Source organism: Rothia mucilaginosa (genome assembly GCF_964210535.1).
GTDB lineage: Bacteria > Actinomycetota > Actinomycetes > Actinomycetales > Micrococcaceae > Rothia > Rothia mucilaginosa_F.
This window is the reverse complement of sequence record NZ_CAXOMR010000006.1, coordinates 1-25,839: the sequence shown is the minus strand read 5'-3', so window position 1 is coordinate 25,839 and position 25,839 is coordinate 1. Positions and strand designations below refer to the sequence as shown.

Sequence of the window (25,839 nt, the reverse complement as noted above, 5' to 3'; positions counted from 1 at the left end):
TGAGTATGTGAAAGCCGCGCGCACACACACAAACAGCGCCGCGTCGTACCCAGCACGGCACGCCGCGGCACGTGCTGAACGCGAACACGCACCCCAAACACCCCGCAGTAGAGCCTCAACACAGCGCGAGGTAATGGCACAGACACCCGCGAAAGGTTAGAGTATTGACCATGATGACCCCCGTAAACGTCCACATTAAGCTGCTCGACCCCGAGCTGCCCGCACCCGCTTACGCAAAGCCCGGCGACGCTGGCGCTGACCTGCGCTCCCGCATCGACTTCGAACTGGAGCCGGGCGAACGCGCCCTGGTACCCACCGGCGTGGCAATCGCCCTGCCCGAAGGTTACGTTGGTCTGGTGCACCCGCGCTCGGGCCTGGCAACCAAGAACGGCATCACCATTGTGAACGCACCCGGCACCGTTGATTCCGGCTACCGCGGCGAGCTGATGGTCACCCTGCTCAACACTGACAAGACCAAGTCCTTCCACGTGCAGCGCGGCGACCGCATCGCCCAGCTGGTCATTCAGAAGTACGAGCACGCAACCTTTACCGTGGTGGATGAACTGGAACAGACCGAACGCGGCTCCAGCGGCTTCGGCTCCAGCGGAATCCACTAGTCTGCTCTCACCGCGAAACGGCACGAGAGAAGAGAAGAACCCCCCCCGCACCCTGCGTGCGGTGAAAGTAGGAATACCATGTTCGGATTTGGTAAAAAGAAGCACGCCGAGGAGGCTGAAAAGGCCGCCATCGACAAGGCTGTCGCCGAAGAGGTCGAAGAGACCAACGTCGAGGTTGAGGAGCTGAAGGAAGAGGAGAACTCTCCCGAGGTCATTAAGTACGACCGCGTCAACGGCCCCCACGACATTGAAGAAGTCACCGCCGAAGACCTCGAAGACTACGTCGACCTGGGTGCGCTGCGCATCAAGCTGCTCGACGGCATGAACCTGCGCCTCGAAACCGACGACGCAACCGGTGCCGTCATCGCCGCAACCATCACCCGCGACGGCGCAACCCTGCAGGTGCAGGCATTCGCCGCACCGCGCACCACCGGCATCTGGGACGACATCCGTCACGACCTGACCGAGTCCGTCGCCTCCCAGGGCGGCAACGTCGAAATCTACGCCGGCGTATTCGGTGCCGAGATGCTGACCCGCCTGCCCGCCTTCACCCCGGACGGTCAGCCCGGCGAGCGCATCGCCCGCTTCGTGGGCGTGGACGGTCCCCGCTGGTTCCTGCGCGGCGTCATCTCCGGCGCGGCTGTGCTCGGCGACGATAAGGCTGCCGCCTCCGTGGAGGAAGTTTTCCGCACCGTCGTGGTGGACCGCGGCGACGACCCGCGCCCGCCGCGCGAACTGCTGCCCATGACTCTGCCCGCCGACCTGGTTGTGGCTGAGGAAGAGCCCGCCGTGGAAGAAGAGACCGAGAACGAGCACAGCAAGCTGCGCCCGATGCCTCGCCGCGGCCCTGAGATTACCGAGATTGGCTAATGCCTGAGTTTTCGAACTACCCGAGTGCGCTCGCGGTTCCAGAGGAGCAGATTCTTGCTCCCGGGTACCCCGAGCGCTTTCGCGTACGCCTTGCCGGACGCGTGGAGCAGGTATGGCTGCCTGCGCTGCAGGATAAGCCGATGTACCGTGCCGAGCTGGTGGTGGCTAAGTCGAAGCCCCTGCAGTGGTCGAGCCCGCTGGCGCTGATTGGTATGCCGATTGTGGAGCCGCCCGGTGAGGATTTCGAGGAGGAGTCCGAGGACCTCGAGAAGCAGCACCATTTGAACACGGCATCTTTGGCGACTGTGGCGGTGCAGGAGCCTCACGAGGTGTCTTTCCCACCGTATGCGCCGTTCAACCCGGGCGATAGGGTGCTGCTGAAGTGGCAGGGGCAGCGGATGGTGCCCGGCGTGCTTGCCGGTGCCTTGCTGCGCTGTTCCGGTGTGGTGTCGGTGAGGGCTCATCAGCCGGTGATTTATAACCCGCGCTATGAGATCGTGCCGCAATTCTTTGCTGAGAAGGGAAAACATGAGCGCTGAGCAGTCTTCGACCCAGCCCGATCCGAACGCTAACCCCGCAACTAGCCCGGCTGCTGACCCGGCGCGGGAGGAGAATCAGCTGGCGCAGAGCCTGAGCGCCTCCATGGGTGCGAATATGCGCCGCACCGCCAACGGTGATGTGGATATTCTGCACGCTATCGGCGGCTGGCGCGGCCTGGTGGAATCCTCCCTGCCAGCTGTGGCGTTCCTGGTGTTGTTCACCGTGACGAAGGAACTGAACCTGTCCCTGATTGCGGCGTTGGCTGCGGCGGGCGTGTTCACGCTGATTCGTCTGGTGCAGGGCTCTAAGCTGGTGAGTGCGCTGACCGGTCTGGTGGGCGTGGCGATTTGTGCGTTTGCCGCGTACCGTACCGGTAATGCGAGCGACTACTTTGTGGTGGGCTTCTGGACGAACGGCGTGTACATCCTGGCGTATCTGCTGTCGATGCTGGTGCGTTGGCCGCTGATGGGCCTGATTTTTGCGGTCATTCGCGGTGAGGCGCTGAGCTGGCGCCAGAACCCGGTGCGCCTGCGCCAGTACATGCTGGCGACCTGGATTATTACCGTGCTGATGATGCTGCGCCTTGCCGTGCAGGTGCCCCTGTATTTTGCGGATAATGTGGAGGCGCTGGGCGCGACCCGCCTGATTATGGGTCTGCCGCTGTACGCTTTGGGCGTGTGGCTTGCCTGGCGCGTGTCGGCTCCCGAGGAGGCACCGGTGAGAGAGGACCCCGAGGCTGACGAAACTGCCGAAGCTTCCGAAGCTGCCGAAGTTGACGGTTCAGAAAGCCGCTAACTCCACAACTTCATATGTAGAAGAACTTCATAGAAGTACGCGAAAGCCCCGGTACCCGTGACCGGGGCTTTCGCCTCCTCAAAAACTTGCGTATAAACGCTATGCAAAAGTTTGCGCATAAACGCTTATGCGAACAGTGCGCGGATCTGGTCCTCACCGGCAATGGTTGTGATGAAGAACAGCTCGTCGCCGCCCTCAATCGCCACGTCGGAACTGGGCGGGATCGGGGCGCCGTCACGCAGGATTGCGGTGAGCACCGTATCGACGGGCCACTGCACGTGATCCACGCGGTAACCGATGACGGGGTGGTCATCCGGCACGGTGTACTCGGCGAGGGTCGCGCCGCCAGCCTGCAGGGTCAGCAGGCGCACCACGTCGCCGACTTCCACGGCTTCCTCGACGAGGGCGGTCATCAGGCGCGGGGTGGACACGGCAACGTCCACGCCCCAGGAGTCGTCGAAGAGCCATTCGTTACGCGGGTTATTCACGCGCGCCACGGTGCGCGGCACACCGAACTCACTACGCACCAGCAGGGACACCATCAGGTTTGCCTTGTCGTCACCGGTTGCGGCAACAACCACGTCCGCCTTGTTCGGGTGCACCTGGCGCAGCACGGACAGTTCGCAGGCGTCACCAATATGCCAGCGCACGCCGGGCAGGTCGGCGCGCTTCTTGACTTCGGGTTTGGAGTCGATGATGGTCACGTCGTGGCCGTTCATCATGAGTTCTTTAGCGATGGAGGCACCCACGGAGCCGGCACCAACAATGAGGACCTTCACTTACTTCTCACCTTTCGAGGAGTCACGATGGCGGCCGATGAGTTCGAGGGGGTCGGGCAGCTCCGGGGGAGTGTCACCGAGATGGAATTCGTGCTCGACAACGGGGGTTTCGTTGCGCTCCTGCTCGGGGGTGATCGTCACGCCGGATTCGGCGGGCTTCTTCGGAGCGTGGGGGTGCTTGCGGTGACCGGATGCGGGGGCGTAGTCCGCTTCCATTTCTTCATCTTCAACGCGCGGCGGGCGGGAGAGAATGCGGGTTACGTCCGCGACGTCGTCGGTGCGCATCATCACGTGCACGCTATCGCCCTGCTGGTAGGCGGAATCGGGGCGGGGGAGCATGCCCTCACCAAAGCGGGTGATGTAGGCGATGCGCACCCCGGCGGCACGTTCGATGCTGGTCAACGCGTGGCCAGCCCAGCCGTCGTCGAGCGGAATTTCGGTGAGCATGAGGCGGCCCGAGGGTTCACGGAAGTCGCCCTTGAGCGCCTGCTCGGGCAGCAGGCGGCGCAGCACCTGGTCGGTGGACCAACGCACCGACGCCACCGTAGGAATACCCATGCGCTGGAAGAACTCGGCGCGGTTCGGGTCGTACACACGCGCCACAACATTCTTCACCTTGAACATTTCACGCGCCACGCGGGCGGCAATAATGTTCGAGTTATCGCCTGACGAGACGGCGGCAAAAGCGTACGCCTCGGTAATGCCGGCACGCTTGAGAGTGTCCTCATCAAAACCAACACCGGTAACCAGGCGGCCCTCAAAGCCCTTACGCAGCGGCTGGAAAGCACGTTCGTCCTGGTCAATGACGGCGACCGTATGCCCCGAAGCTTCCAGAGTGCGCGCCAGCATGACGCCCACGCGTCCGGCACCCATAATGACGAAGTGAGGCATACATCCCTCCGAGTGTTGATGTTTTATGGCGATAAGGCATGACCGCCTACCTCTACCAGTGTAATGGGCGGGTGAGCCTCCGCGCCGATGCCCCGTGATATTCCGCTCGCAATGCCCACTATTCGGCTGAATAAAATTGAGCTTTGAAGCCGCGACCGATAGCCTTAACAGCGTGAGGAATCGTTGGGATAGGATGCGCATCGCCCTGACCGGTCAGCCGGTCAGCACGCGAAATCTTTCGGCAGTCGCGCTGCCGAAGCGCTACGCCCTGCCTCTTTTCGGTGCCGACGGCATCTCTTCGGTCGCCTACGCCGCCGACCAGATGATTTTGACCCTTGCCGCTGCGGGTGCGTCTGCGCTCGCTTTTTCGCCCTGGATTGGTTTGGGCGTGGCGATGGTGGGTCTGCTGGTGATTGGTACCTACCGGTACAACATTAATCAGATTGCTTCTGAGGGCGATATTCAGCTGGTGCACCGCAAACTGGGTGCGTTGCCGTCGATTGTGATGGGTGCGTCCTCGCTGATGGACTATACGCTCACTGTGGCGGTGTCGATGTCTTCGGCGTCCTCGTTTTTGGTGGCGTTGTATCCGCAGATTCAGGATTGGCGCACGCACATTGCGGTGCTGCTCATTGTTGCGCTGACACTGTTTGCGCTGCGTGGCGTGCAGCTGCTGGGCAAGATTGCGTACTGGCCGCTGTACGTGTTCTTGGCGCTGTTGGGGGTCACCCTTATTGTGGGTTGGATTCGTGCCGCGACGGGTACCCTGCCGCTGGCTGAATCGGCGACCTACGTGATTGCCCCCGAGCTCGAGACCCACTCGCTGGAGGGTCTGGCGCTGATGCTGCTTCTGGCGCGTTCTTTCTCCGCCGGCTTGGTGGCGTTCTCGGGTGTTTCTACGATTTCTAATTCGGTGAGGTACTTCCGCCGCCCGAAGAAATATAATGCGGCGATCACCATGATGCTGATGGGCCTGATTACCTCGGTACTGTTGGTGAGCCTGCTCGGTTTTGCTGCGGCAACCCGCGTTCACATGGTGCACGATACGACCCGTTTCTTGTTCATTGACGGGCACACGCCGGGGGAGTACTTCCACCAGAAGCCTGCGCTGTACCAGGTGGCGTTGGCGATTTATCAGGGCGTGCCGTTCTTTGCGCAGCTGCTGGTTTTTGCCACGGTGGGCGTGCTGATTATTGCCTCGTTGACCGCGTTTACGGGCTTTCCGGTGATTGCTTCGTCGCTAGCTGATTACCAGTACCTGCCGGTGTTCTTCCGCAGCGTGGATTCGCGCGGCCTGTACGCGAACGGTGTGCTGGCGCTGTCTGCGATTTCGATTTTCCTCACCACCGTTTTCAACTCGGACGTGTACTCACTGATTCAGCTGTACATCGTGGGCATGTGCCTGTCGATGGTGCTGGTGCAGCTGGCGGTGGTGCGCTACCGCATGCGTCTGCTTCGTATTACCCTGGCGCAGATGCCGCGCCGCGCCCTGCTACGCGATATTGCGGTCTCCGCGGTGGGCGTGATGGTGACCGCCGCGGTGCTGGTCATCGTCGTGGTGACGAAGTTCGCCGCCGGTGCGTGGCTCTCCCTTGGAATGATTGCCCTGATGGTTGGAGGTATGGTTGTGACTCGCCGCCACTACGATGCGGTGGATGCCGCCTTGGACATCCCCCTGAACGCTGAATCCGTTGCGGATGTGGCGGCCCTGCCTTCGCGTGTACACGCCATCGTGTACGTGGAGCGTGTGCGCCGCCCGGCGGTTCGCGCCCTGTCCTATGCGCGTGCCGGTCGCCCCTCCACGATTGAGGCGCTGACGGTCAACAACGACCGCGCCGCTCTGGAAGTCGTGAAGAAGCGCTGGTATGCCCTGGGTATTCCGGTGCCGCTGTCGGTGATTGATTCGCCGTACCGTGACACCGTGGAGGCGGTCGTCTCGTATATTCGCCGCCGCCGCAAGAAGTCGCCCCGCGATATTTTGGTGGTGTACCTGCCCGAGTTCGTGGTGGAGCACTGGTGGCAGCGTCTTCTGCACCGCCGTACGGTGCGCCGCCTCAAGCAGGCGCTTCTGCATGAGCCGGGCGTGATGACCGCGACCGTGCCGTGGGCGATGCACGAGGACGAAGTGTATGACGAGATCTTTGATCAGCGCCTGCAGGGCAAGGACTCAGCTGCCAATGATTCGACCGCAGAGGCTGCTGACGGTTCTACGGCGGCGGTCGCCCCGAACGTGACCCGTTCTGCCGGTGGCGGCCGCGAACTGATTCAGAGTAACCGCCACGCGGTGTACCGCGGCCGCCTGCACGAGGCGGACGCTGTGGCGCGCGAGAAGAAGCGCTAGCCGTATCGGCTAAGCCGATTTCTGAGCCTCCGTACACCCCGTACGTAGCCTCGTACATCCCCTCGAATAGCGCCTGGACTTTGCCCTTTACGCCCTATTCGGTATCCCTAGCGGGGCGTCGGAATCGGAATAAAGATACAAACCGGTGTAAAATAGTTCACATTAAGTGATTCTTTAGGAGACAATGCTGTGACTCACACTGCTACCACGCCTGCCGCCTCCAACAATGTAGACGGATACAGCGTCGGGCAGACCCTCACCGTCACCTGTGAGGCACCCGCGCACGGCGGCGCTTTCGTAGCGCGCACCGAACAGGGCGTCATCTTCGTGCGTCACGGCATCGTCGGCGAACAGGCAGAAGTGCGCATCACCGCAATCGGCCCCAAGCGCCGCTTCTACTTCGCGGATGTTATCTCCGTACCCGTACCCTCCCTGGCACGCCGTGCCCACCCCTGGATTCAGGCGGATGCGCTCGCCACCGACGAGGAACGCGCCGCCGCCACCGGCGTACCCGAACTGCTCGGCGGCATGGAGTACGGCCACATCAACCTGGATGAGCAGCGACGCTACAAGACCGATATCGTCCGCACCCAAATCAACCGACTGGGCGGCCTGCCCCTCGAATCGCCCCTGCTGACCAACCTCATCGTTGAAGAGCTTCCCCTGCGCGATAACAACGAGGGCCTGTCCTGGCGTACCCGAGTGCGCTACAACGTGACCAAGGTCCGCGCGCACGATAGCGAAGAGAAGAACAGCGAGCAGAAGAACGGCGGCAAGAAGAACCCTGCCGTCACCTGGCGCATCGGCATGCACCCGTACCGCGCCTCCCAGCCCGTACCGGTCGTCGACTTTCCCCTTGCCGCCACCGAGCTACGCAACCTGCAGCTTGAGAAGCTGAACCTGCGCGGCGTACGTGAGGTTGAGGCGACCGTCTCCTCCCGCGGCAGGGTCCTGCTGCAGTTCATCGTCGACCCCCGCTTCTCCATCGAAGAGGTCGCCAAAGACATCGAACAGCAGGCATCCGACGCTTGGGGTCTGCTCGCCAAGCGCAAGATTTCACTGTTCTTCACCCCGCAGTCCACCTCCAACGGCAAGCCCAAGCGCCGCCGCCCCGGCTCCTCCCACAGCCCCTACCGCCGCGTACCCGAAGGCGACCAGCTGCTCGGTGCCGGCCTGCGATCCGTCACCGAAGAAGTCACCTTCGGCTCCCGCCGATTCAGCTACCAGGTGTCCGCCGGCGGCTTCTGGCAGATTCACCGCGCCGCCCCCTCCACCATGGTCGGCACCATGCTCACCATGCTCCGCCCGCAGGAAGGTGAATGCACCCTCGACCTGTACGCCGGCGCGGGCCTGTTTACCGCCGCGCTCGCGGACGCCGTGGGCGCAACGGGTACTGTCGTCAGCATTGAGGGCTCCCCGGTGACCCATAAGGATGCGCGCTCGAACTTCGCGCCGGATGGTTGCTCCCGCACCGAGAACTCCGCGAACACCCGCATCGAGGTGATTCGCGGTGACGTGGCGCGCCACCTGGTCGATTTGAAGACCGCCCTTGAATTTGGTGAGATCCCCGCCATTGATGCGGTGGTCCTTGACCCGTCCCGTGAGGGCGCAAACCGCACCACCCTGGAACGCCTGGATGCGCTGGACCCCAAGCGTATTCTGTACGTGGCGTGCGACCCGGCATCCCTGGGCCGTGACACCGGTATTTTGCGTGAGCTGGGTTGGGACATGGTGCAGCTTCGGGCGTTCGATATGTACCCGAATACGCATCACGTGGAGTCTGTGGCGCTGTTTGAGCGTGCCCCGGCGAAGCCTCGTCCGCGCCGCCGCCGCACCAAGTAGAGCAGCACTAGCCGTACGTAGATAACCACCGTGTTGGGCTGGCTGGACTGTTCACCAGCCAGCCCACTAGGGGTTATTTCAGACCGTTTTCACTCAACCCGGTGCGTCTTGCTCTGCGGGCGCATAAATCTGCTTTTTGGCACCGTAAACGGTAGAATCATTGAAGAACCAACGCACGGAATGAGCCGTGCCCCAACCTTGAGGAGTGTGGGTGTATGTCCGCTGAAAACGCAATGCCGCAGGAGGAGACCCCGAATAGCGTCGCCGGTGGCGCACCCACCGCAGACTACAGCATTGGCGACGGTGCCACTGCCAAGTTGCTCCCCGGCATTCAGTCCCCGGCGGATTTGCAGAACCTCAGCTACGAGCAGCTGGAGGAGCTCTCTAAGGAGATCCGCCAGTTCATTGTGACGAACGTGTCGGCAACTGGCGGTCACCTGGGCCCGAACCTGGGCGTTGTTGAGCTGACCCTCGGTATTCACCGTGTCTTCGAATCTCCCAAGGACAATATTCTTTTCGATACCGGCCACCAGTCCTATGTGCATAAGCTGGTGACCGGCCGTCACGCGTTTAAGACTCTGCGTCAGAAGGGCGGCCTGTCAGGCTACCCGGATCGCGGCGAGTCTGAGCACGACATTATTGCCTCGTCGCATGCCTCCAGCTCGATTTCGTGGGCTGACGGTATTTCTCGCGCGCATAAGCTCAACGGTGAAGATGACCGCTACACCGTGGTTCTCATTGGTGACGGCGCGCTGACCGGCGGCATGGCGTGGGAGGCTGTGAACAATATTGCAGCCGACCGCACCCGCAAGGTCGTGATTGTGGTCAACGATAATGGCCGCTCCTACGCGCCGACTATTGGCGGTTTTGCGAACCAGCTGTCTGAGCTGAAGCACGGCGTGCAGCAGCAAGTGGATCGTGTGCGCCTCGACCACCGCTACGACCACGCGCTGGATGCGGTGCGCATCGGTCTGCAGCGTGGCGGCCCCGTCGGTCAGATGGTGTACCGCGGCCTGCACGGCATGAAGGCGGGCATTAAGGACGTCGTTGTTCCCAAGGGCATTTTCGAAGACCTGGGTATGAAGTACGTGGGCCCCATTGACGGCCACGACCAGCAGGCTGTGGAGAACGCACTGACCGCGGCGAAGAACTACGCCGGCCCGGTGATTGTGCACGCTATTACCGAGAAGGGCCACGGCTACGCACCCGCCCGCGCGAACGAGGACGACCAGTTCCACGCGGTGGGCCAGATTGACCCGCTGACCGGTGAGGACGTTTCGACCAGCACCGCCGAGTCGTGGACTAGCGTTTTTGGCCGCGAAATTGCGGATATTGCGGATGAGCAGGAGAACGTCGTCGGCATTACCGGCGCAATGCTCATTCCCGTGGGTCTGCGCGAGTTCCAGAAGCGCCACCCCGAGCGCGTTATTGACGTAGGTATCGCTGAGCAGCACGCCGTGGCGATGAGTGCAGGCCTGGCGTACGGCGGCATGCACCCGGTGGTTGCTCTCTACGCGACCTTCCTGAACCGCGGCTTTGACCAGCTGCTCATGGACGTTGCCCTGCACAAGGCGGGCGTGACCGTGGTGCTGGACCGCTCCGGCATTACCGGTCCGGACGGCGCAAGCCACCACGGCATGTGGGATTTGGCGATGCTGCAGTTCATTCCGGGTCTGCACCTGGCGGCTCCGCGTGATGGCGCGACCCTGCGCGAAGAACTGCGTGAGGCTGTAGCTATCAACGACGCCCCGACCGTGATTCGCTACCCGAAGGGTTCCGTGGGTGAGGACATTCCCGCCTTGGAGCGCCGCAGCGATGGCGTGGACGTGCTGGCACGCACCGGCGAACCCCACCCGGAGACCGGTCAGCGTGACGTACTGTTCGTTGCTGTGGGCGCTATGGCTCGTGTGGCTCTGGAAGCCTCCAAGGTTCTTGCCGCCGAGGGTATCCAGTCGACCGTGGTTGACCCGCGCTGGGTGATGCCGGTGCCGCCTTCGGTCATTGAGCTGGCCCGCGATCACCGCATTGTGGTGACCATTGAGGACGGCGTGCGTTCCGGTGGCGTGGGTTCGCGCATCCGCCAGGAAATGCGTGCGGCTGGCGTGGATACCGCGCTGAGCGAGCTGGGTCTTCCGGCGGAGTTCATTCCGCACGCTTCTCGTGAAGAGATCCTGGAAGAGGTTGGCCTGACCGCGGAAACTATTATCGCGGACCTGCGTGCGCAGTTGGCAGGCGATAAGGTGCCGTTCGCTCGTGAAGAGGGCCAGAAGCCGCGCCACACCCGCTAAGCGGTCGTACCTGAAACGTGCCGCCTGAGCTGCTCTCGGCAGCAGGCATCAGTAGCGGTTATAGACAGCACAAAGCCCCGCCCATCACGATTGATGGGCGGGGCTTTGCTGTATGCATATTTTGCCGTACGTAGGTTTTGCTCTACGTAGGTTCTGGGCCGCTGGTTTTAGGAGTTGCCGGTGCCACTAACGAAAATCTTGCCGCCCTTCACCTGCACCGGGTAGCTGGTCAGCGCCTCCTCCGCGGGGCCGTGCACGACCGAGCCGTCAGCTACGGCGTACTCGGAGCCATGGCAGGGGCACACGATACGGTTAGAATCCTGTACCTGCACCTGGCAGCCCTGGTGGGTGCAGACGGTGCTGAATGCCTTGTACTCGCCCGAAGAGGGCTGGGACACGATCACGGTCGTGGAGCCGTGCGTCAGACGTGCCGCCTTACCCACGCCCACTGCGGAGGCGGCGCCCATCTCAACGCTGCCTTCGGGTGGGGTGACGTCGGAGTCATCTTCGGCGCAGGAAGCGAGTAGCGCACCGGATGCAACGGCACCGGTGACGAGGGTTGCGCGGCGGGAGAAGACGCGAGCAGAAGATTCAGTCTCTGCGGTATCGACTGCGGTGTCGACGGCTGCAGATTCAGTAGCGGGGGAGGCGCACGCCTCCTGAGAACGGCAACATCCGTTGGGTGCGGGCATGGTGGGTCCTTTCGTGTACTCTCTCCACCCTATGCCCGTTTGGGATAAAAATCGAATGAGAGCAGGCTAAGCTTTGTTCCCGCCTGCACCCGCGAAGAGAATAGAAATGCCGGTCGGGCGGTCGCATCAGCAACACACCCAACCGGCACACACGTCTATTCAGCGTTAGAGAAAACTACCCCAGGTGGCGGGCAAAAATCGGCGCAATCACGGGGGCAACCAGACCCGTCTGCCAGGGGCGCGCACCGTACTCGGCGAGCGCATCCCGCAGGGTCTGCTCGTCGAAACGAGCCGGTGGCTCCCAGCAGAGGCGGCGAACATAATCGGTCGTGATCAGGTTCTGCGCCGGAATGGTCAGCTCCTCCGAGAGCTCATCAATCGCCTGACGAACCTCGGTAAACAACGCCAAATTCTCGGGTCGCTTAGACTCCCACGCCTTCAACGGCGGCGGAGCAGTCGACGGCAAAGTGAACGGTACGGCGTTCTCACCGCGTGCCGCCGCGGCAATCGCACGCACCCAGCGCGGACCCTCACGACGCAGGCCGCGCGTCTGAAAACCGGGAATCGCCATGATAGCGGGCACGTTACGCGGCATGGTGCGTGCCGCCTCCACAATCGCAGAATCGGGCAGCAGACGCTTCGCATCAACGTCCTTCTTACGCGCCAGCGAATCACGCTCAAGCCACAGGTTACGCAACGCCGTCAGCTGCTTGACGGAACGCAGCATCGTGCGGCCCTTCGTCTTACGCCAACGCTCCGGCTGATCCGTAGGATCCTTCACCGGGGACTTACACAGGTACTCGAACTCCTCCAGGGCGTACTGCAGCTTACCCTGCTTGCGGAGCAGCTCCTCCAGCGCGTCACGCAAATCAATGAGCACGTCAACGTCCAGCAGCGCATAGTTCAGCCACGACTCCGGGAGAGGGCGGCGCGACCAGTCTTCCTTCGAGTGCTTCTTCGCCAGCTTATAGCCGAGCAACTCCTCAACGGTCGCACCCAGATTCACGCGCTCCAGACCGGCAAGACGCGCACCAAGCTCCGTATCAAACAGACGATTCGGGCGCATACCGAGCATATCCAAGCTCGGGAAGTCCTGAATCGCGGCGTGAATAACCCACTCTGCATCCGCCAGAGCATCGTTAATAATGCGCAGATCCTTAAACGCCTCAGGGTCAATCAGGTACAGCTGATCCTCACGCTTAAGCTGCACCAAAAAAGCACGCGAACCGTAGCGGATGCCCTGAGCGCGCTCCGTATCAACAGCCACCGGGCCGGACGCCGCCGCCAACTGCTCAGCGGCACGACGCAGGCCGCTCTCCGTATTGATAAGGGTCGGAATCGGTGCGGAAGGGGTCTCCAGAGGAACAACATCCGGAACTTCGATACCGTTAAGGGTCAGCTGAGGGGTGCCTGCGGCATTCTGTTCAGCTGCGGTACTCATGCACTCAATCCTTTTCCTCTGTCTGATTCGACGCGCCCATACGATGCGCCAGATGCCCGGGTAGGCGTACGCCCGAGCAAACATGAGCCCGGGCGGGGTGGCGTGCCCGCGAAGGCACTACGCCATTCTACCCGCCCGAGCTTAAAGCCTCGAATTTAGAGAGACTCACAATAAGGGGTTCACCGGCGTGCCCGATGGGGGTCTTGCAGGGGTTTATTCGGCGGCTTACGCCTCGTCAGCCGGGGTATCACCAGCGGCTGCCTCAGTAGCCGGTGCCTCAGTAGCCGGTGCCTCAGTAGCCGGGGTCAGCGTCAGGCACACCGAATTAATGCAATACCGCAAATCCGTGGGAGTCGGGTAACCCTCACCCTCAAACACGTGACCCAGGTGCGAATCGCAGGCAGCGCAACGCACCTCCACACGGCGCATACCGAAGGTCGTGTCCTCCAGGTAGCGCACACGGTCCTCAGCCAGCGGCGCGAAAAACGACGGCCAACCACAATGCGAATCGAACTTCTGATCGGAACGGAACAGCTCCGTACCGCAGGCACGACACGAATACACACCCTCCGTGTGGGTGTTCCAGTACTCGCCGGTGAACGCGCGCTCGGTGCCGCCCTCACGCAGAACAGCGTACTCTTCAGGCTTGAGCACTTCACGCCAGTTCTTGGCGATAGCACCCACGCCGGGTAGCGAATTGCCCATCATGACTCCTTCAGTTTGCTCTCTTGCCCAGGCTCCTACGACTTATGTAACGCCGCGGCCGGGCGGGTTATTCCCGCTGAGCGCGGACTAAGCGCGGATGTCAGCGTACTTGCCGTTGGTGAGCTTCAGCAGGTCGTCCGGGGCGAGCTCAACATCCAGGCCGCGCTTACCGCCAGAGACCATAATCGTGTCAAAAAGCTGCGCGGACTCATCGAGCAGGGTGGGGGAGGGGGTCTTCTGGCCCAGCGGAGAAATACCGCCCACCACGTAGCCGGTGCGGCGCTCAGCGACCTTCGGGTCGCACATGGAGGCGCTCTTCCAGCCCAGGGCGGCGGCGGCGGCCTTAATGTTCAGCTTGCCAGACACGGGCACGATCGCGACGGCGAAATCCTTCTCGTGCACGATCAGCAGGGTCTTGAACACCTGCTCCTCGGAAGCGCCGAGGTTCTTCGCGGCTTCTTCACCGAAGGAGGTGACGCCCTCAACGTGCTCGTATTCGCGCATCTGGAAGGGGGTGTTCGTCTCGGTCAGCAGCGCTACGGCGGCGGTTGCTGCGCCGCTCTTCTTACCTTTAGTTTTCTTAGCCATACAACCATTTTACGGAAGACGCCATGCGCCGATACCTATGCGCTGATACCTATGCGCCGAGAAGCCACATGTGTTTCGAAAAGCAACAACAATGGTGGCTTCTCGAAACACATGTGGCTTCTGCGTGTCTGAAGGATGCGGAATGTCTGCGGGGTGCGGAATTTTAGGGTCGTGTGGAAGGGCTAGTCATCGACAGGTTCATAATTCATAATTTCCCATTTCTGCCCGTTGTGCTTCAGCTCAAACTTAAAAGTGTCATCAGTTTTATCGTCATTACTCCATTTGCGCCAGCTACCGTCGGATTCAACGTAGGTCTCATAGTCCCATTCGCGGTAAGCTTTCCAAAAATAGGTTTCACCATCTTCCGACCAGGGGTTACCGTCAGCTAGATAGTGGTTTATACCGCCGATGACCCATCCGCCGTTTTTGTAAAGGTCCTCGACGGCTGAATAGGCTTTGATCTCACTTTCGAAAGAGGGGGACATAAACTTGAATGCCATCGAGTAATCGCCAGTTTGAGTACCGTAATTACCCCATAAAATCCAGGCATCCATCGTCTTGCGGAGGCCCTCCAGAGACTTTTCGTTGTAGCCGTCCTCTGGGGCGTTAGGCTTCGGTACATTCTGTGCGGGACCGTATTTATCAGCAGGGCGATACTCACCGTCGGGGGCTTTGGACCTGCCAGAGTATCCGCGAACGGTAGATGGAGTGGCGCTCGCTGTAGGCGATTCAGCCGCTGTAGTAGATGCCGAGGCGATTTCGCTCGATGCGGTAGATGCGGATGCGCTCGCATCGTTGGCAGCTTGCTGGCCGCAGGCAGCGAGCAGGGTACCAAGACCCAGGAGGGTACCGCCGCTCAGCATTGCGCGGCGGGTCAAAAGAGTGGAAGTCATGGAAGTGTATTCCTTATATCGGTGTGGTGTGTAAAAAATGAATACTGATTAGACATTCAAATCTTCGAAGTCAAGAATTAACCACTTTTGGCCGTTATGTTTCATTTTGACTTTGAAAGTATTGTTAGTTTTATCCTCGTTATCCCATGCAGTCCATTTACCGTCTGGTTCAACGTGAATCTCCTGGTTCCAGTTGCGATACATTTTCCAGAAATATGTTTCGCCGTCTTCAGACCAAGGCGACCCATCAGCTGTAAAATTTTCGATACCGTCGATAACCCATCCGCCGCGCTTATATAGTTTTTCGATGCTTTCGTAGGCTTCTAATTCGGAGCTGAAACTAGGCGAGATGAATTCTCGTGCCTTTGCATAATCGCCAGTTTGGATACCGTAGTTTCCCGATTGGACCCATGCGTCAAATGTTTTGCGTAGGCCTTCTACAGATTTTTCGCTGTAGCCTTCTCCGGGGAGGCTAGGTTTCGGAACATTCTGAGCAGGACCATATTTGTCTGCCTTGCGGTACTCGCCATCGGGTGCCTTGGACCCGCCGGAGTAGCCTCGGACGGTAGAAGGGGTTGCCGAGGCTGAGGGCGACTCAGTACCGGATGCCGAGGCGGTCTCGCTCGGCGCTGCGGTTGTGGTGGCTGCCGCCTCGCTATTTGCTTGCTGGCCGCATGCTGCGAGCATGGCGCCAAGACCCAGAAGGGCGCCGCCGCTCAGCATCGCGCGGCGAGTAAAAAGAGTGGAAGTCATGGAAATACATTCCTTATATTGGTGAATTAAACCTGGTGGTACTTATAGCTCGTGCTCGTATTTGCTATTGATAATTTTCCAGTAGCCATCAGAGTATGTGTAGAGAAAATAGAAAGTATCGTCACTTGTATCGGTATTTGCCCTTCTTGTTATATCTCCATTCGATTCAATGTATATTTCAGTTGACCAAATTCTGCGGACTTTCATACGATAGATTTTCTTAGATTCATCATAAAATAGGGCGCTTTCACTCTGGTATGAATCTAGGGAATCTACAACCCATCCACCATTTTTGTAAAGTATTTCAATATATTTGTAGAACCTATATTCTTCAGTATCTTCTGTTACATACTTGAATGCATAGGAACAGTCACCAGTCTGAATTGCGTAGTTATGGGCATTGACCCAATCCTCCATCATGTGATTGAGACCTTCTTCAGTTTCGGGATACTGTGTAGGCTCATTGCGAGGCTTGGGGACGTTTTGTGCAGGGCCGTAGCCGTCGGCTTTGCGGTACTCGCCGTCGGGTGCCTTGGACTGCCCGGAGTAGCCGCGGGTAATGACCGGGCTAGGGGTAGTTGATTCAGAGGCAACTTCAGAAGTAACAGCGGTTGCGGTTTCGCCCGGTGCTGCGGATGCGGTGGCTGCCGCCTCGCTATTTGCTTGCTGGCCGCATGCTGCGAGCAGAGTACTAATCCCAAGGAGGGCGCTGCCGCTCAACAGTGCGCGGCGGGTAAGAAAAACGGAAGTCATGGAAATACATTCCTCATATCGGTGTGAAGTGTGAATAGGTGGCTGGTTAGAAACCGGAAGACTTAACCAGCCACAAGGAAGAACCCGATAGCCGAGAAGCCACATGTGTTTCGAAAAGCCACAAAAGAAGTGGCTTCTCGGCGAACATGTGGCTTCTCAGCGTAAGACCCACGGCGGGGGAGCAGCCCTACATGTCAGGCCAGTCGCGGTGTAACGAATACTCCGTGTCCCCGTCACCGTTATCGTTCAGGTGCCAACGCTGGCCGGTGCGAATATCGGCCTTACGCAGACGAGGGTTTGGGTTATCCTTTTTGCCCATTGTGGGGTCATTCTTGCAACCCCAGCGAGTGTCATCTTCGGCGCAGGTACCTCCGACGCGTCCCACGTCAACCCACCAGACACGGACTAGCAGCGGGTCGACAGTTTCCTTCGTCAACACGACATCCAGAGCCTGCCAGTCACCGCCGTTCACACGGAAACGGCCAGAGTAAGACACCGTTGCGTAAGCGTGGAAGTTGCCTGAACGCTTATACACATAACTGGTCGCGGTCTTGCGTGACTCTTCACCACGTGCCCTGCTGACCGGCTTGCCCATGGTGTAGAAGCTGCCCTCGTCACCGTTGCCGTATTGGATGGTCATCTGGGTGGGGTAGGATTCCATCTCTACGTGGCCGATCATGAGGTCACCTTCCCAACGTGCAGTCGGTGCGTCGACGTAGAAGTTGACGGCCTGATTCTTATAGACGTTGGGGTTGTCTTCGCCCTGACCAGAGCCAAGGTTATAGGACTGCTTCAAAACAGGGGCCTGAATATTGGTGTTAGCGAATTGGTCCTCAATCTCTTGGACCATTTCCTCAGCAGTGGGGCCCTTGGGTTGGGCGGGGTCATTAGAGGTGAGGTTTTTGGTGTCGTTGGGTATGCAGTAGCGGCCGCCAACATGGTTGGGTATTCTATTGGCGTTATCTCCCTGAGGTAGAGCGCCTATGACGTAGTGGCCAGGATGTTGGTCTCCTTCCGTGTAACATTCTGCATCTCCGGCTTTTCTGGCTTCGGGTACAGTTCCGTAGATTGTTTGGTTAGTTCCATCACGCATTGGGATGTGGTTATCCTCCCAACTCTTGCGCGCTGCTTCTACCGAGGCGGCAGAAGACGGGTCATCTCCCGAAATTTGTGTCGTTTTCGATTGATTGACAGTGTGTGATCTTTTTGCAGAATCATCATTCTGAGGGGTGCTCTTATTTCCCGGAATTTTTACACAATGACCGTTAGAATTTTGGTTTGTGCATTCAACGGCGATAGAATTAGGGAAATATGACATAGAAATTACCGCAAGAATAGAAGCACATAAAGTGGAGAAAATTTTTCTATTATTATGCATTGATAGCTTCTTGGCGTTAGACATTAAAATCAGACCCAGAGATTTTCCAGTATCCATCAGAATATGCATACAAGAAATAGAAAGAATCATCATTCGTGTCTGTATTAGCATCCATTTTTAGGCGACCGTCAGGATTTACATATGTGACAGTTGACCAGATGATTCGGAATTTCATCCGATAACTCTTATTCTGATCATCGTAGATTAGGGGGCCTTCGGATTGGTAAGATTCCAGCCCTCCAATGATCCACCCTCCACGTTGGTAAAGCGATTCCGTATAGTTATATGAATTATATTCATCGGTATCTTTCGTGACATATTTGAACGCATATGAGCAGTCGCCAGTCTGGGTGCCATAGTTGTGTGCAACCAGCCAGTCCTGCATCATCTTCATGAGACCCTCCTCGGTCTCGGGGTACTGAGCAGGCTCATTGCGGGGTTTCGGTACATTCTGGGCAGGGCCGTAGCCGTCTGCCTTACGGTACTCGCCGTCGGGTGCCTTGGACTGCCCTGAATACCCGCGGGTGATGACCGGGCTCGGAGTAGCCGATGCAGAAGCTGCATCAGATGCCGCAGCAGAAGCCGATGCCGTTTCACTCGGCGCGGCAGTAGAAGAAGCTGCCGCCTCGTTATTTGCCTGCTGGCCACATGCCGCAAGCAGGGCGCCAAGGCCCACAAGTGCGCCGCTGCCCAGCAGGGTACGGCGGGTGAAAATGGTCGAATCCATAGAAGATGCGCTCCTATCGTCGGTGATGGTGTGATGTATATGTGCAAGTCGGGCTACTTTTCACAGGTCGAACTGACCACCGGAAGGAAAACAGCCCCGTAGCGCACCCGCTGAACGCATCAATGCGTTATGGAACACTACAGACACCACCCTACCGCATGTTTGCCGCCATTTGCATTCTTTTGGGTGCTACAGCGACGAAACATCACCATACGAACACCTCAATGTTTTATGTATCAAATAAATACCTGCACGCAAAGAATTTACACATAGTGGCTAGTGTTCCCCGGCAAAAGAATCCCTGCAGCAGACCAGGGGAGAGGGCCGCAGACCAAAAGAATGAACAGCAAGCTAGGGGCGTAGACAGTGGGGCAGAGGAATAGCCGATAGGTTAGGAGAATAATCGATAGGTTAGTGCCTTCACAACGAGTTTAAAACCCACGGCGAAGACACTAACCTATCGAACGCTGCGCCCACCTAAGAGCGCCTGCCCAAGATGGACCTACCACGGGATACACACACACCACCTCAGTCTCCGCACCCGAACACCCATGCCCTCGCATCCCCCGCCCGGTGCCACATGTCACCCACTTGCCCGCATCCCCGCACCCCCCCAACCCCACATCCCCACCCCTCCTCATGCCCGTAATGTGGCGGGCAACTCATATGGCTCACGTGGGGTGTTAGACAGTACTACACTTAAAGCGAATGTCACATCGCCGTCACTGAAGAAAAGAGTTTTTGTGCCCACCACGACCGTACACTTGACCGACCGCATCCCTCGCGTTTCTGCTGATGAGTTGCTGGCGGGTTTCCGCCCCTCTGAGCGTTTTGGTGAAGTGTCTTTTGATAGCTACATTCCTGATCCGAATCAGCCGTCGCAGGCTGAGGCTGTGCAGAAGCTGAAGGATTTTGGCGACAAGATTAATGGTGGCGGCGCTGGTGCCGGTTTCTTTGGTCGCCTGTTTGGTGGCAAGAAGAAGGATTCGACGAAGGCTGGCCTGTACCTTGACGGTGGTTTTGGTGTGGGTAAGACTCACTTGTTGGCGTCGCTGTGGCATTATGTGGATGGCCCGAAAGCGTTCGGTACTTTTGTGGAGTACACGAACCTGGTGGGTGCGTTGACGTTCCGTAAGACGGTTGAGGCGTTGAGCAGCTACAAGCTGGTGTGTATTGACGAGTTTGAGCTGGATGATCCGGGTGATACTGTGCTCATGTCTCGTCTGATGCGTGAGCTGGCGGATGCTGGCGTGAAGCTTGTGGCGACGTCGAACACTCTGCCGGGTGCGCTGGGTGAGGGCCGTTTTGCGGCTGAGGATTTTAAGCGTGAGATTCAGGTGCTTGCTTCGCAGTTTGAGGTGCACCGTGTGGATGGTGAGGATTTCCGTCACCGTGGCCTGCCTGCCGCACCGGAGCCTGTCGCTGATGATGCGTTTGATGCGAAGGTTGAGGAAGTGTTCGGCGGCCAGACTGTTGGCGTGGATAACTTCGCTGACCTGGTGGAGCATCTGGCTAAGGTGCACCCGTCGCGTTACCGTCAGCTGATTGATGGCCTGGATGGTATTGCGTGGCGTGATGTTCACCCGATTACTGAGCAGTCGGTGGCGTTGCGTTTTGTGGTGTTGGCTGACCGCCTGTATGACAAGGACTTGCCGATTGTTTCTTCGGGTGTGCCTTTTGACAAGGTGTTTACTGAGGAGATGCTGGCTGGTGGTTATCAGAAGAAGTATTTCCGTGCGGTGTCTCGTTTGACTGCGTTGGCTCGTGAGGGCATGCTCGGCGAGTCTGAGTAGCCGCCGCCTGACGCTGTGAAATCTTGCAGGGTGAATCCTGCAACGTGAACTGCGTAGCGTGAGTTGCGCCGGGTGAACCGCGCAGCGTGAACCGTGCCGAAAAGTTTATATAGTGAAGACCCCCGCCGGATGCTCTACGAGAGGATCCGGAGGGGGTCTTTGTTTGTCTTGGCTTGTTATGATTCGCGGGCTTGCTAAATGCACACCGCAAATAGGGAAGTTAAAAACATACCGCCCGTTCCTGAGAGGAGCCGGACGGTGAGAAGTCAGCATCGGAAGGACGCCTTATTAAGAATCTTTCGTTACTGATTCTAGCATAGAGACTTGCTACTTCTGCAAGTGCTTCACATAAAAATTTTTTTGCGCTTTTTGGGAGTGTGAATGACGGTTTCGAATGCGTATATGGCGCAGTCAGGTTATTGTTAGTCTCAGATGAGCGCAATGATGCTTGTCAGGAGTGCAATGTCTGCACTTGATTGCAATCACTCACAAAGGAGTATGCCATGTCTACGGACATGAAGAACTACCGTATCGGTGTTGATGTCGGCGACCGTTCTGTTGGTCTTGCCGCTATCGAATTTGATGATGCTGGTTTCCCTATCCAGAAGTTGGCTTTGGTAACTTTCCGCCACGACGGAGGACTCGATCCGACCGAGAACAAGAGCCCGAAGAGCCGCAAGGAAACCCGCGGCGTAGCTCGTCGTACGATGCGTATGAACCGTCGCCGTAAGCAGCGTCTGCGTGACCTCGATAAGGTGCTTGAGAATCTGGGTTACACCGTGCCGGAAGGTCCTGAGCCTGAGACCTATGAGGCATGGACGTCCCGTGCACTGCTGGCTTCTATCAAGCTGGCTAGTGCTGATGAGCTGAATGAGCATCTGGTGCGCGCTGTGCGCCATATGGCTCGTCACCGTGGTTGGGCTAATCCGTGGTGGTCTCTTGACCAGCTGGAGAAAGCATCGCAGGAGCCGTCGGAGACTTTTGAGATTATTCTGGCTCGTGCGCGTGAGCTGTTTGGTGAGAAGGTTCCGGCTAATCCGACTTTGGGCATGTTGGGTGCTCTTGCCGCTAATAATGAGGTTCTTCTGCGTCCTCGCCGCAGCTACAACGCTAAGGAAGCTAATAACCCTAAGAAGGCTGAGAAGTACCTGGCTGATTACGGCACTCAGCCGCTGATGGCCGCGAAGGTGCGCCAGGAGGACCAGCTGGCTGAGCTTCGTCGTATCTGCGAGGTTCAGGGTATCGAGGATCAGTATGAGGCTCTTCGCGAAGCTGTCTTTACGCACGTGCGCCCCTACGTGCCGAAGGACCGCGTGGGTAAGGACCCGCTGAATCCCTCTGAAATCCGTGCAAGCCGTGCCTCGTTGGAGTTCCAGGAGTTCCGTATCCTCGACGCTGTTGCTAACCTGCGTGTGCGTACCGATTCCCGTACCAAGCGTGAGCTCTCCGAAAGCGAATACGATGCTGCGGTTGATTTCCTGATGTCCTACACGGGTAAGGACCAGCCGAGCTGGGCTGATGTGGCTGAAGAGATTGGCGTCCCGGGTAACCGTCTTATTGCACCGGTTCTTGAGGACGTTCAGCAGAAGACCGCGCCGTTCGACCGTTCGTCTGCAGCCTTCGAGAAGGCAATGAAGGCGAAGACTGAAGCACGCAAGTGGTGGGAATCTACTGATGACGACCAGCTGCGCAGTCTGTTCATTATGTTCCTTGCCGACGCAACGGATGACACTGCCCAGGCGGCTATTGAAGCGGGCCTGTATGAGCTGTTCGAGAGCTGGCCTGAAGAGGAGCGTGAAGCTCTTTCTAATATCGCCTTCGAAGCTGGCCGCGCAGGATACAGCGCGACGACCCTCTCTAAGCTGAGTGAGTACATGCACGAACACCGTGTGGGTCTTCACGAGGCTCGCAAGGCTGTCTTCGGTGTGGACGATACCTGGCGCCCGCCCCTGGCTAAGCTGGAGGAGCAGACGGGCCAGCCTACGGTGGACCGCGTTCTGACTATTCTGCGCCGCTTCGTCCTGGATTGTGAACGTCAGTGGGGTCGCCCGCAGGCAATCACGGTTGAGCATGCCCGCACCGGACTTATGGGCCCCGCTCAGCGTCAGGACATTTTGCGTGAGCAGAAGAAGAACCGCGAAGAGAACGAGCGTATTCGTAACGAACTGCGTGAGTCCGGTGTGGAAAACCCGAAGCGCGAGGATGTTCGCCGCCACCTGGTGATTCAGGAGCAGGAATGCCAGTGCCTGTACTGCGGCACGATGATTACGACGACTACTTCTGAGCTGGACCACATCGTACCGCGTGCTGGCGGCGGTTCCTCTCGTCGCGAGAATCTGGCTGCTGTGTGCCGCTACTGTAACGCGATGAAGAGTAACACCCCGTTCTACCGCTGGGCTTCCCCGGAGAAGCTCAAGGAGACCATTGACCGTGTTCGTCAACTGAAGGCCTTTAAGGACCCCAAGAAGGCTAAGATGCTGAAGAATCAGATTCGCCGCCTCAAGCAGACTGAGGCTGATGATCCGATTGATGAGCGCTCGCTGGCTTCGACCTCGTACGCGGCTGTGGCGGTGCGTGAGCGTTTGGAGCAGCACTTTAATGAGGGTCTTGCCCCTGACGATAAGAGCCGCGTGGTGCTGGATGTTTATGCTGGCGCAGTGACGCGCGAATCCCGTCGTGCGGGTGGCATTGATGAGCGTATTCTTCTGCGCGGTGAACGTGATAAGAATCGTTTTGATGTGCGCCACCACGCAATTGATGCAGCGGTCATGACCCTCTTGAACCGTTCGGTTGCTCTTACTCTGGAGCAACGCCATCAGTTGAGGCGCGAGTTTAATGAGACGAAGCGTGAGAACGGCTGGCGTGACTTTACCGGTCTGTACCCGGCTTCTCAGGAGAAATTCTTGGAGTGGAAGAAGGCCGCTACGGTTTTGGGCGACCTGTTGGCTGAGGCTATCGAGGACGACTCTATTGCGGTGGTGAGCCCGCTTCGTTTGCGTCCGAAGAATGGCTCCGTGCACGATGACACGATTAATGCGGTGAAGAAGCTGACTTTGGGTTCTGCATGGCCTGCTGATGCTGTGAAACGTATTGTCGATCCGGAGATTTACCTGGCTATGAAGGAGGTGCTGGGTAAGTTGAAGGAGCTTCCTGAGGATTCTACTCGCTCGCTTGAGCTGTCGGATGGTCGCTACATTGAGGCTGATGATGAGGTGCTGTTCTTCCCGAAGAAGGCAGCATCGATTTTGACTCCTCGTGGCGCGGCTGAGATTGGTGAGTCTATTCATCATGCTCGCCTGTATAGTTGGCTGACGAAGAAGGGGGAGCTGAAGTTCGGTATGCTCCGTGTGTATGGCGCGGAGTTCCCTTGGCTGATGCGTGAGAGCGGTAGCCGTGACATTCTGCGTATGCCCATTCATCCGGGTTCTCAGTCTTTCCGTGGTATGCAGGAAGGTGTGCGCAAGGCGGTTGAGAGTGGCGAAGCGGTTGAGTTTGGGTGGATTACTCAGGACGACGAGTTGGAGTTTGATCCGGATGACTACATTGCTCATGGTGGTAATGATGAGTTGAATCGACTTCTTCAGGTGATGCCGGAGAGCCGTTGGCGTGTGGATGGCTTCTATAATGCGGGTACTTTGCGTATCCGTCCGGCTTTGTTGTCGGCTGAGCAGCTTCCTTCTAATCTTCAGAAGAAGGTTGCTAGTAAGACTCTGAGCGATGTTGAGGTCATTCTTTTGAGAGCTGTCGAGAGGGGCTTGTTTGTTGCTATTAGCGGCTTCCTGCCTTTGGAGAGTCTGAAGGTTATTCGCCGCAATAACTTGGGTTTCCCCCGTTGGCGCGGTAACGGTAATCTGCCGACCTCGTTCGAGGTCCGTTCTTCGGCATTGCGCGCTCTGGGTGCGGAAGGCTAGGAGACCATGATGGATAGTAAGTGGCGTGTTCTTGATTTCACTGCCTATGAGGGCTTCCTGTCGTATGAGAGGGGGCGAATCGTGGCGGGGGAGCGGAGCACGCCACTTGCTGAGGTCGATTTTATCCTCCTTGGTATGGGGTGCTCCTGGGGTTACGGCCTGGTGGCTGGTCTGGAACGTTTTGATGTTGCTGCCGCGATTTGTGATTGGCGTAATCAGCCGATTTCTACGTTGTATCACTGGTCTGAGAATACGAAGGTGTTTACTCGTCATGAGGCTCAGGCTGAGTTGAGCGTGCCGCGTGCGAAGAATGCGTGGATGCAGATTGTGAAGGCTAAACTTCGGGGTCAGGCGAATTGTCTTGATGCGATGGGACGGCAGGGGGCTGCGGATATTCGCGCTTTGGCTCGTTCGGTGCGTTCTGGCGATCCGTCGAATGCGGAGGCTCAGGGGGCGCGCCTGTATTGGGGCGCATTCCTTCCGGAACAGGGATTCCGTCGTCAGCAGCTCTCGGATGACGTAGTGAATGGCATGCTCAATTATGGGTATACGATTCTTCGCGGCAGGGTTTTAACTCGTGTGATTGCTGCGGGTTTGTGCCCTACGCTGTCGCTGTTCCACCGGCATCGGTCGAATGCTTTTGCGCTGGTTGATGATTTGGTGGAGCCTTTCCGTCCCGCAGTGGATTATGCGGTGTATCAGCTGATTTCTGCTGGTTCTGTTGAGCTGGGCCGGCAGGAGAAGGCGGCTCTGGTTCAGGTGTTGTCTGATGCGGCGAATGGTGATTCGCCGTTTAAGCTCCGTACGGTGATGGAGGATTTTTGTTCTGAGTTTGCTCTCTATGTTGAGGGTAAGCGTGATAGGTTGTCGGTTCCGGTGTGGGAGCTGACGGCTGTTGAGGAGTTGTGTGAGGATGGCTGATCCTGTGTGGTTGATGGTGATGTTTGATTTGCCGGTGAAGACGAAGAGTGAGCGGAAGTTGGCGAATCGTTATCGTCATGTTCTGCTGGATTTGGGTTTTGACCGTATGCAGTTGAGTGTGTATGCGAAGTACTATCTGAATGGGAATGCGACGGGTTCTGATTTGTTCCGGTTGCAGGTTGAGGTTCCGCCGGGTGGTGCGATTCGTATTATGCGTTTTACGGATGCTCAGTGGGCTGGTTCGATTCGCCATTTGGGGCCGGAGGTGCAACAGATGGAGGAGAAGCCGGAGGCTTTGGATATCTTCTAGCTGAGATTCAC

21 protein-coding genes and 1 pseudogene are annotated in these 25,839 nt (G+C 58.3%); 11 read left to right on the top strand and 11 right to left on the bottom strand.

The window, feature by feature from the left end; all coding sequences use genetic code 11:
* Positions 1–170: 170 nt before the first annotated feature.
* The 4 genes from dut (at position 171) to AB8C10_RS03380 (ending at position 2,822) form a co-directional block, all read left to right on the top strand.
* A complete protein-coding gene (gene dut, locus AB8C10_RS03395; protein ID WP_044142235.1) occupies positions 171–617 on the top strand; it encodes a dUTP diphosphatase in 447 nt (148 codons plus the stop codon).
* A 78-nt stretch (positions 618–695) separates the two neighbouring features.
* Positions 696–1,487, top strand: coding sequence for a DUF3710 domain-containing protein (locus AB8C10_RS03390; protein ID WP_311449123.1), 792 nt, complete (start codon positions 696–698; stop codon positions 1,485–1,487).
* On the top strand, positions 1,487–2,026 hold the full coding sequence (locus AB8C10_RS03385) for an asparaginase (RefSeq protein ID WP_070688861.1): 540 nt from the start codon (positions 1,487–1,489) through the stop codon (positions 2,024–2,026). The genes AB8C10_RS03390 and AB8C10_RS03385 overlap by 1 nt, the downstream gene beginning before the upstream one ends.
* Positions 2,016–2,822, top strand: coding sequence for a DUF3159 domain-containing protein (locus AB8C10_RS03380; RefSeq protein WP_368866832.1), 807 nt, complete (start codon positions 2,016–2,018; stop codon positions 2,820–2,822). Before AB8C10_RS03385 ends, AB8C10_RS03380 begins: the two co-directional genes overlap by 11 nt.
* Positions 2,823–2,947: 125 nt before the next feature.
* On the opposite strand, the gene AB8C10_RS03375 is transcribed toward AB8C10_RS03380, so the two are convergent.
* A complete protein-coding gene (locus tag AB8C10_RS03375) occupies positions 2,948–3,601 on the bottom strand; it encodes a potassium channel family protein (RefSeq protein WP_070675151.1) in 654 nt (217 codons plus the stop codon).
* Positions 3,602–3,826: 225 nt separating this feature from the next.
* Positions 3,827–4,492 (bottom strand): annotated as a pseudogene (locus AB8C10_RS03370) (potassium channel family protein); the annotation flags it as partial.
* Positions 4,493–4,685: 193 nt separating this feature from the next.
* Between AB8C10_RS03370 and AB8C10_RS03365 the strand changes: the two are divergent.
* The 3 genes from AB8C10_RS03365 to dxs all read left to right on the top strand — a co-directional run bounded on the left by AB8C10_RS03365 (position 4,686) and on the right by dxs (position 10,963).
* Positions 4,686–6,833, top strand: a complete 2,148-nt coding sequence (locus AB8C10_RS03365) for an APC family permease (protein ID WP_368866831.1) — start codon at positions 4,686–4,688, stop codon at positions 6,831–6,833.
* A 189-nt stretch (positions 6,834–7,022) separates the two neighbouring features.
* Positions 7,023–8,675, top strand: a complete 1,653-nt coding sequence (locus tag AB8C10_RS03360; RefSeq protein ID WP_368866830.1) for a class I SAM-dependent RNA methyltransferase — start codon at positions 7,023–7,025, stop codon at positions 8,673–8,675.
* A gap of 215 nt (positions 8,676–8,890) precedes the next feature.
* A complete protein-coding gene (dxs, locus tag AB8C10_RS03355) occupies positions 8,891–10,963 on the top strand; it encodes a 1-deoxy-D-xylulose-5-phosphate synthase (protein ID WP_368866829.1) in 2,073 nt (690 codons plus the stop codon).
* A 167-nt stretch (positions 10,964–11,130) separates the two neighbouring features.
* On the opposite strand, the gene AB8C10_RS03350 is transcribed toward dxs, so the two are convergent.
* The 9 genes from AB8C10_RS03350 to AB8C10_RS03310 all read right to left on the bottom strand — a co-directional run bounded on the left by AB8C10_RS03350 (position 11,131) and on the right by AB8C10_RS03310 (position 18,893).
* Positions 11,131–11,655, bottom strand: coding sequence for a Rieske (2Fe-2S) protein (locus tag AB8C10_RS03350; protein WP_368866828.1), 525 nt, complete (start codon positions 11,653–11,655; stop codon positions 11,131–11,133).
* A gap of 175 nt (positions 11,656–11,830) precedes the next feature.
* Positions 11,831–13,096, bottom strand: a complete 1,266-nt coding sequence (locus tag AB8C10_RS03345) for an HRDC domain-containing protein (protein WP_313969071.1) — start codon at positions 13,094–13,096, stop codon at positions 11,831–11,833.
* A gap of 225 nt (positions 13,097–13,321) precedes the next feature.
* On the bottom strand, positions 13,322–13,801 hold the full coding sequence (gene msrB / locus AB8C10_RS03340) for a peptide-methionine (R)-S-oxide reductase MsrB (RefSeq protein ID WP_368866861.1): 480 nt from the start codon (positions 13,799–13,801) through the stop codon (positions 13,322–13,324).
* 87 nt (positions 13,802–13,888) lie between these two features.
* A complete protein-coding gene (ybaK, locus tag AB8C10_RS03335; protein ID WP_005506356.1) occupies positions 13,889–14,389 on the bottom strand; it encodes a Cys-tRNA(Pro) deacylase in 501 nt (166 codons plus the stop codon).
* A 182-nt stretch (positions 14,390–14,571) separates the two neighbouring features.
* Positions 14,572–15,282, bottom strand: a complete 711-nt coding sequence (locus AB8C10_RS03330) for a DUF6318 family protein (RefSeq protein ID WP_368866827.1) — start codon at positions 15,280–15,282, stop codon at positions 14,572–14,574.
* Positions 15,283–15,330: 48 nt separating this feature from the next.
* A complete protein-coding gene (locus tag AB8C10_RS03325; RefSeq protein ID WP_368866826.1) occupies positions 15,331–16,035 on the bottom strand; it encodes a DUF6318 family protein in 705 nt (234 codons plus the stop codon).
* A 42-nt stretch (positions 16,036–16,077) separates the two neighbouring features.
* Positions 16,078–16,788, bottom strand: a complete 711-nt coding sequence (locus AB8C10_RS03320; protein ID WP_368866825.1) for a DUF6318 family protein — start codon at positions 16,786–16,788, stop codon at positions 16,078–16,080.
* A 187-nt stretch (positions 16,789–16,975) separates the two neighbouring features.
* Positions 16,976–17,638 (bottom strand): hypothetical protein, encoded by a 663-nt coding sequence (locus AB8C10_RS03315; RefSeq protein WP_368866824.1) that lies wholly within the window; start codon positions 17,636–17,638, stop codon positions 16,976–16,978.
* Positions 17,639–18,182: 544 nt separating this feature from the next.
* Entirely contained in the window at positions 18,183–18,893 is a 711-nt protein-coding gene (locus AB8C10_RS03310; RefSeq protein WP_368866823.1) for a DUF6318 family protein, read from the bottom strand.
* 743 nt (positions 18,894–19,636) lie between these two features.
* Between AB8C10_RS03310 and zapE the strand changes: the two genes are divergently transcribed.
* From zapE to cas2, 4 genes are all read left to right on the top strand, one after another.
* The gene (gene zapE, locus AB8C10_RS03305; RefSeq protein ID WP_049327058.1) at positions 19,637–20,686 is read left to right on the top strand and encodes a cell division protein ZapE; all 1,050 of its coding nucleotides are present in this window, start codon (positions 19,637–19,639) and stop codon (positions 20,684–20,686) included.
* A 503-nt stretch (positions 20,687–21,189) separates the two neighbouring features.
* Positions 21,190–24,597 carry a type II CRISPR RNA-guided endonuclease Cas9 gene (gene cas9 / locus AB8C10_RS03300; RefSeq protein WP_368866822.1) on the top strand — a complete coding sequence of 1,136 codons (3,408 nt, stop codon included), beginning with the start codon at positions 21,190–21,192 and terminating at the stop codon, positions 24,595–24,597.
* Between the two features lie 6 nt (positions 24,598–24,603).
* Complete coding sequence (cas1, locus tag AB8C10_RS03295) at positions 24,604–25,518, top strand: type II CRISPR-associated endonuclease Cas1 (RefSeq protein ID WP_368866821.1); 915 nt, start codon at positions 24,604–24,606, stop codon at positions 25,516–25,518.
* A complete protein-coding gene (gene cas2 / locus AB8C10_RS03290; protein ID WP_049337737.1) occupies positions 25,511–25,828 on the top strand; it encodes a CRISPR-associated endonuclease Cas2 in 318 nt (105 codons plus the stop codon). The genes cas1 and cas2 overlap by 8 nt, the downstream gene beginning before the upstream one ends.
* Positions 25,829–25,839: the final 11 nt, after the last annotated feature.

Bases quoted from the DNA above. Each gene is read 5' to 3' on its own strand.
- cas1 (WP_368866821.1), top strand. From the start codon at position 24,604: ATGATGGATAGTAAGTGGCGTGTTCTTGATTTCACTGCCTATGAGGGC.
- AB8C10_RS03320 (WP_368866825.1), bottom strand. From the start codon at position 16,788: ATGACTTCCGTTTTTCTTACCCGCCGCGCACTGTTGAGCGGCAGCGCC.
- dut (WP_044142235.1), top strand. From the start codon at position 171: ATGATGACCCCCGTAAACGTCCACATTAAGCTGCTCGACCCCGAGCTG.
- AB8C10_RS03310 (WP_368866823.1), bottom strand. From the start codon at position 18,893: ATGGATTCGACCATTTTCACCCGCCGTACCCTGCTGGGCAGCGGCGCA.
- AB8C10_RS03385 (WP_070688861.1), top strand. From the start codon at position 1,487: ATGCCTGAGTTTTCGAACTACCCGAGTGCGCTCGCGGTTCCAGAGGAG.
- AB8C10_RS03315 (WP_368866824.1), bottom strand. From the start codon at position 17,638: ATGGTCCAAGAGATTGAGGACCAATTCGCTAACACCAATATTCAGGCC.
- AB8C10_RS03390 (WP_311449123.1), top strand. From the start codon at position 696: ATGTTCGGATTTGGTAAAAAGAAGCACGCCGAGGAGGCTGAAAAGGCC.
- AB8C10_RS03380 (WP_368866832.1), top strand. From the start codon at position 2,016: ATGAGCGCTGAGCAGTCTTCGACCCAGCCCGATCCGAACGCTAACCCC.
- AB8C10_RS03325 (WP_368866826.1), bottom strand. From the start codon at position 16,035: ATGACTTCCACTCTTTTTACTCGCCGCGCGATGCTGAGCGGCGGCGCC.
- cas2 (WP_049337737.1), top strand. From the start codon at position 25,511: ATGGCTGATCCTGTGTGGTTGATGGTGATGTTTGATTTGCCGGTGAAG.
- msrB (WP_368866861.1), bottom strand. From the start codon at position 13,801: ATGGGCAATTCGCTACCCGGCGTGGGTGCTATCGCCAAGAACTGGCGT.
- dxs (WP_368866829.1), top strand. From the start codon at position 8,891: ATGTCCGCTGAAAACGCAATGCCGCAGGAGGAGACCCCGAATAGCGTC.
- cas9 (WP_368866822.1), top strand. From the start codon at position 21,190: ATGTCTACGGACATGAAGAACTACCGTATCGGTGTTGATGTCGGCGAC.
- AB8C10_RS03330 (WP_368866827.1), bottom strand. From the start codon at position 15,282: ATGACTTCCACTCTTTTGACCCGCCGCGCAATGCTGAGCGGCGGTACC.
- AB8C10_RS03365 (WP_368866831.1), top strand. From the start codon at position 4,686: ATGCGCATCGCCCTGACCGGTCAGCCGGTCAGCACGCGAAATCTTTCG.
- ybaK (WP_005506356.1), bottom strand. From the start codon at position 14,389: ATGGCTAAGAAAACTAAAGGTAAGAAGAGCGGCGCAGCAACCGCCGCC.
- AB8C10_RS03345 (WP_313969071.1), bottom strand. From the start codon at position 13,096: ATGAGTACCGCAGCTGAACAGAATGCCGCAGGCACCCCTCAGCTGACC.
- AB8C10_RS03350 (WP_368866828.1), bottom strand. From the start codon at position 11,655: ATGCCCGCACCCAACGGATGTTGCCGTTCTCAGGAGGCGTGCGCCTCC.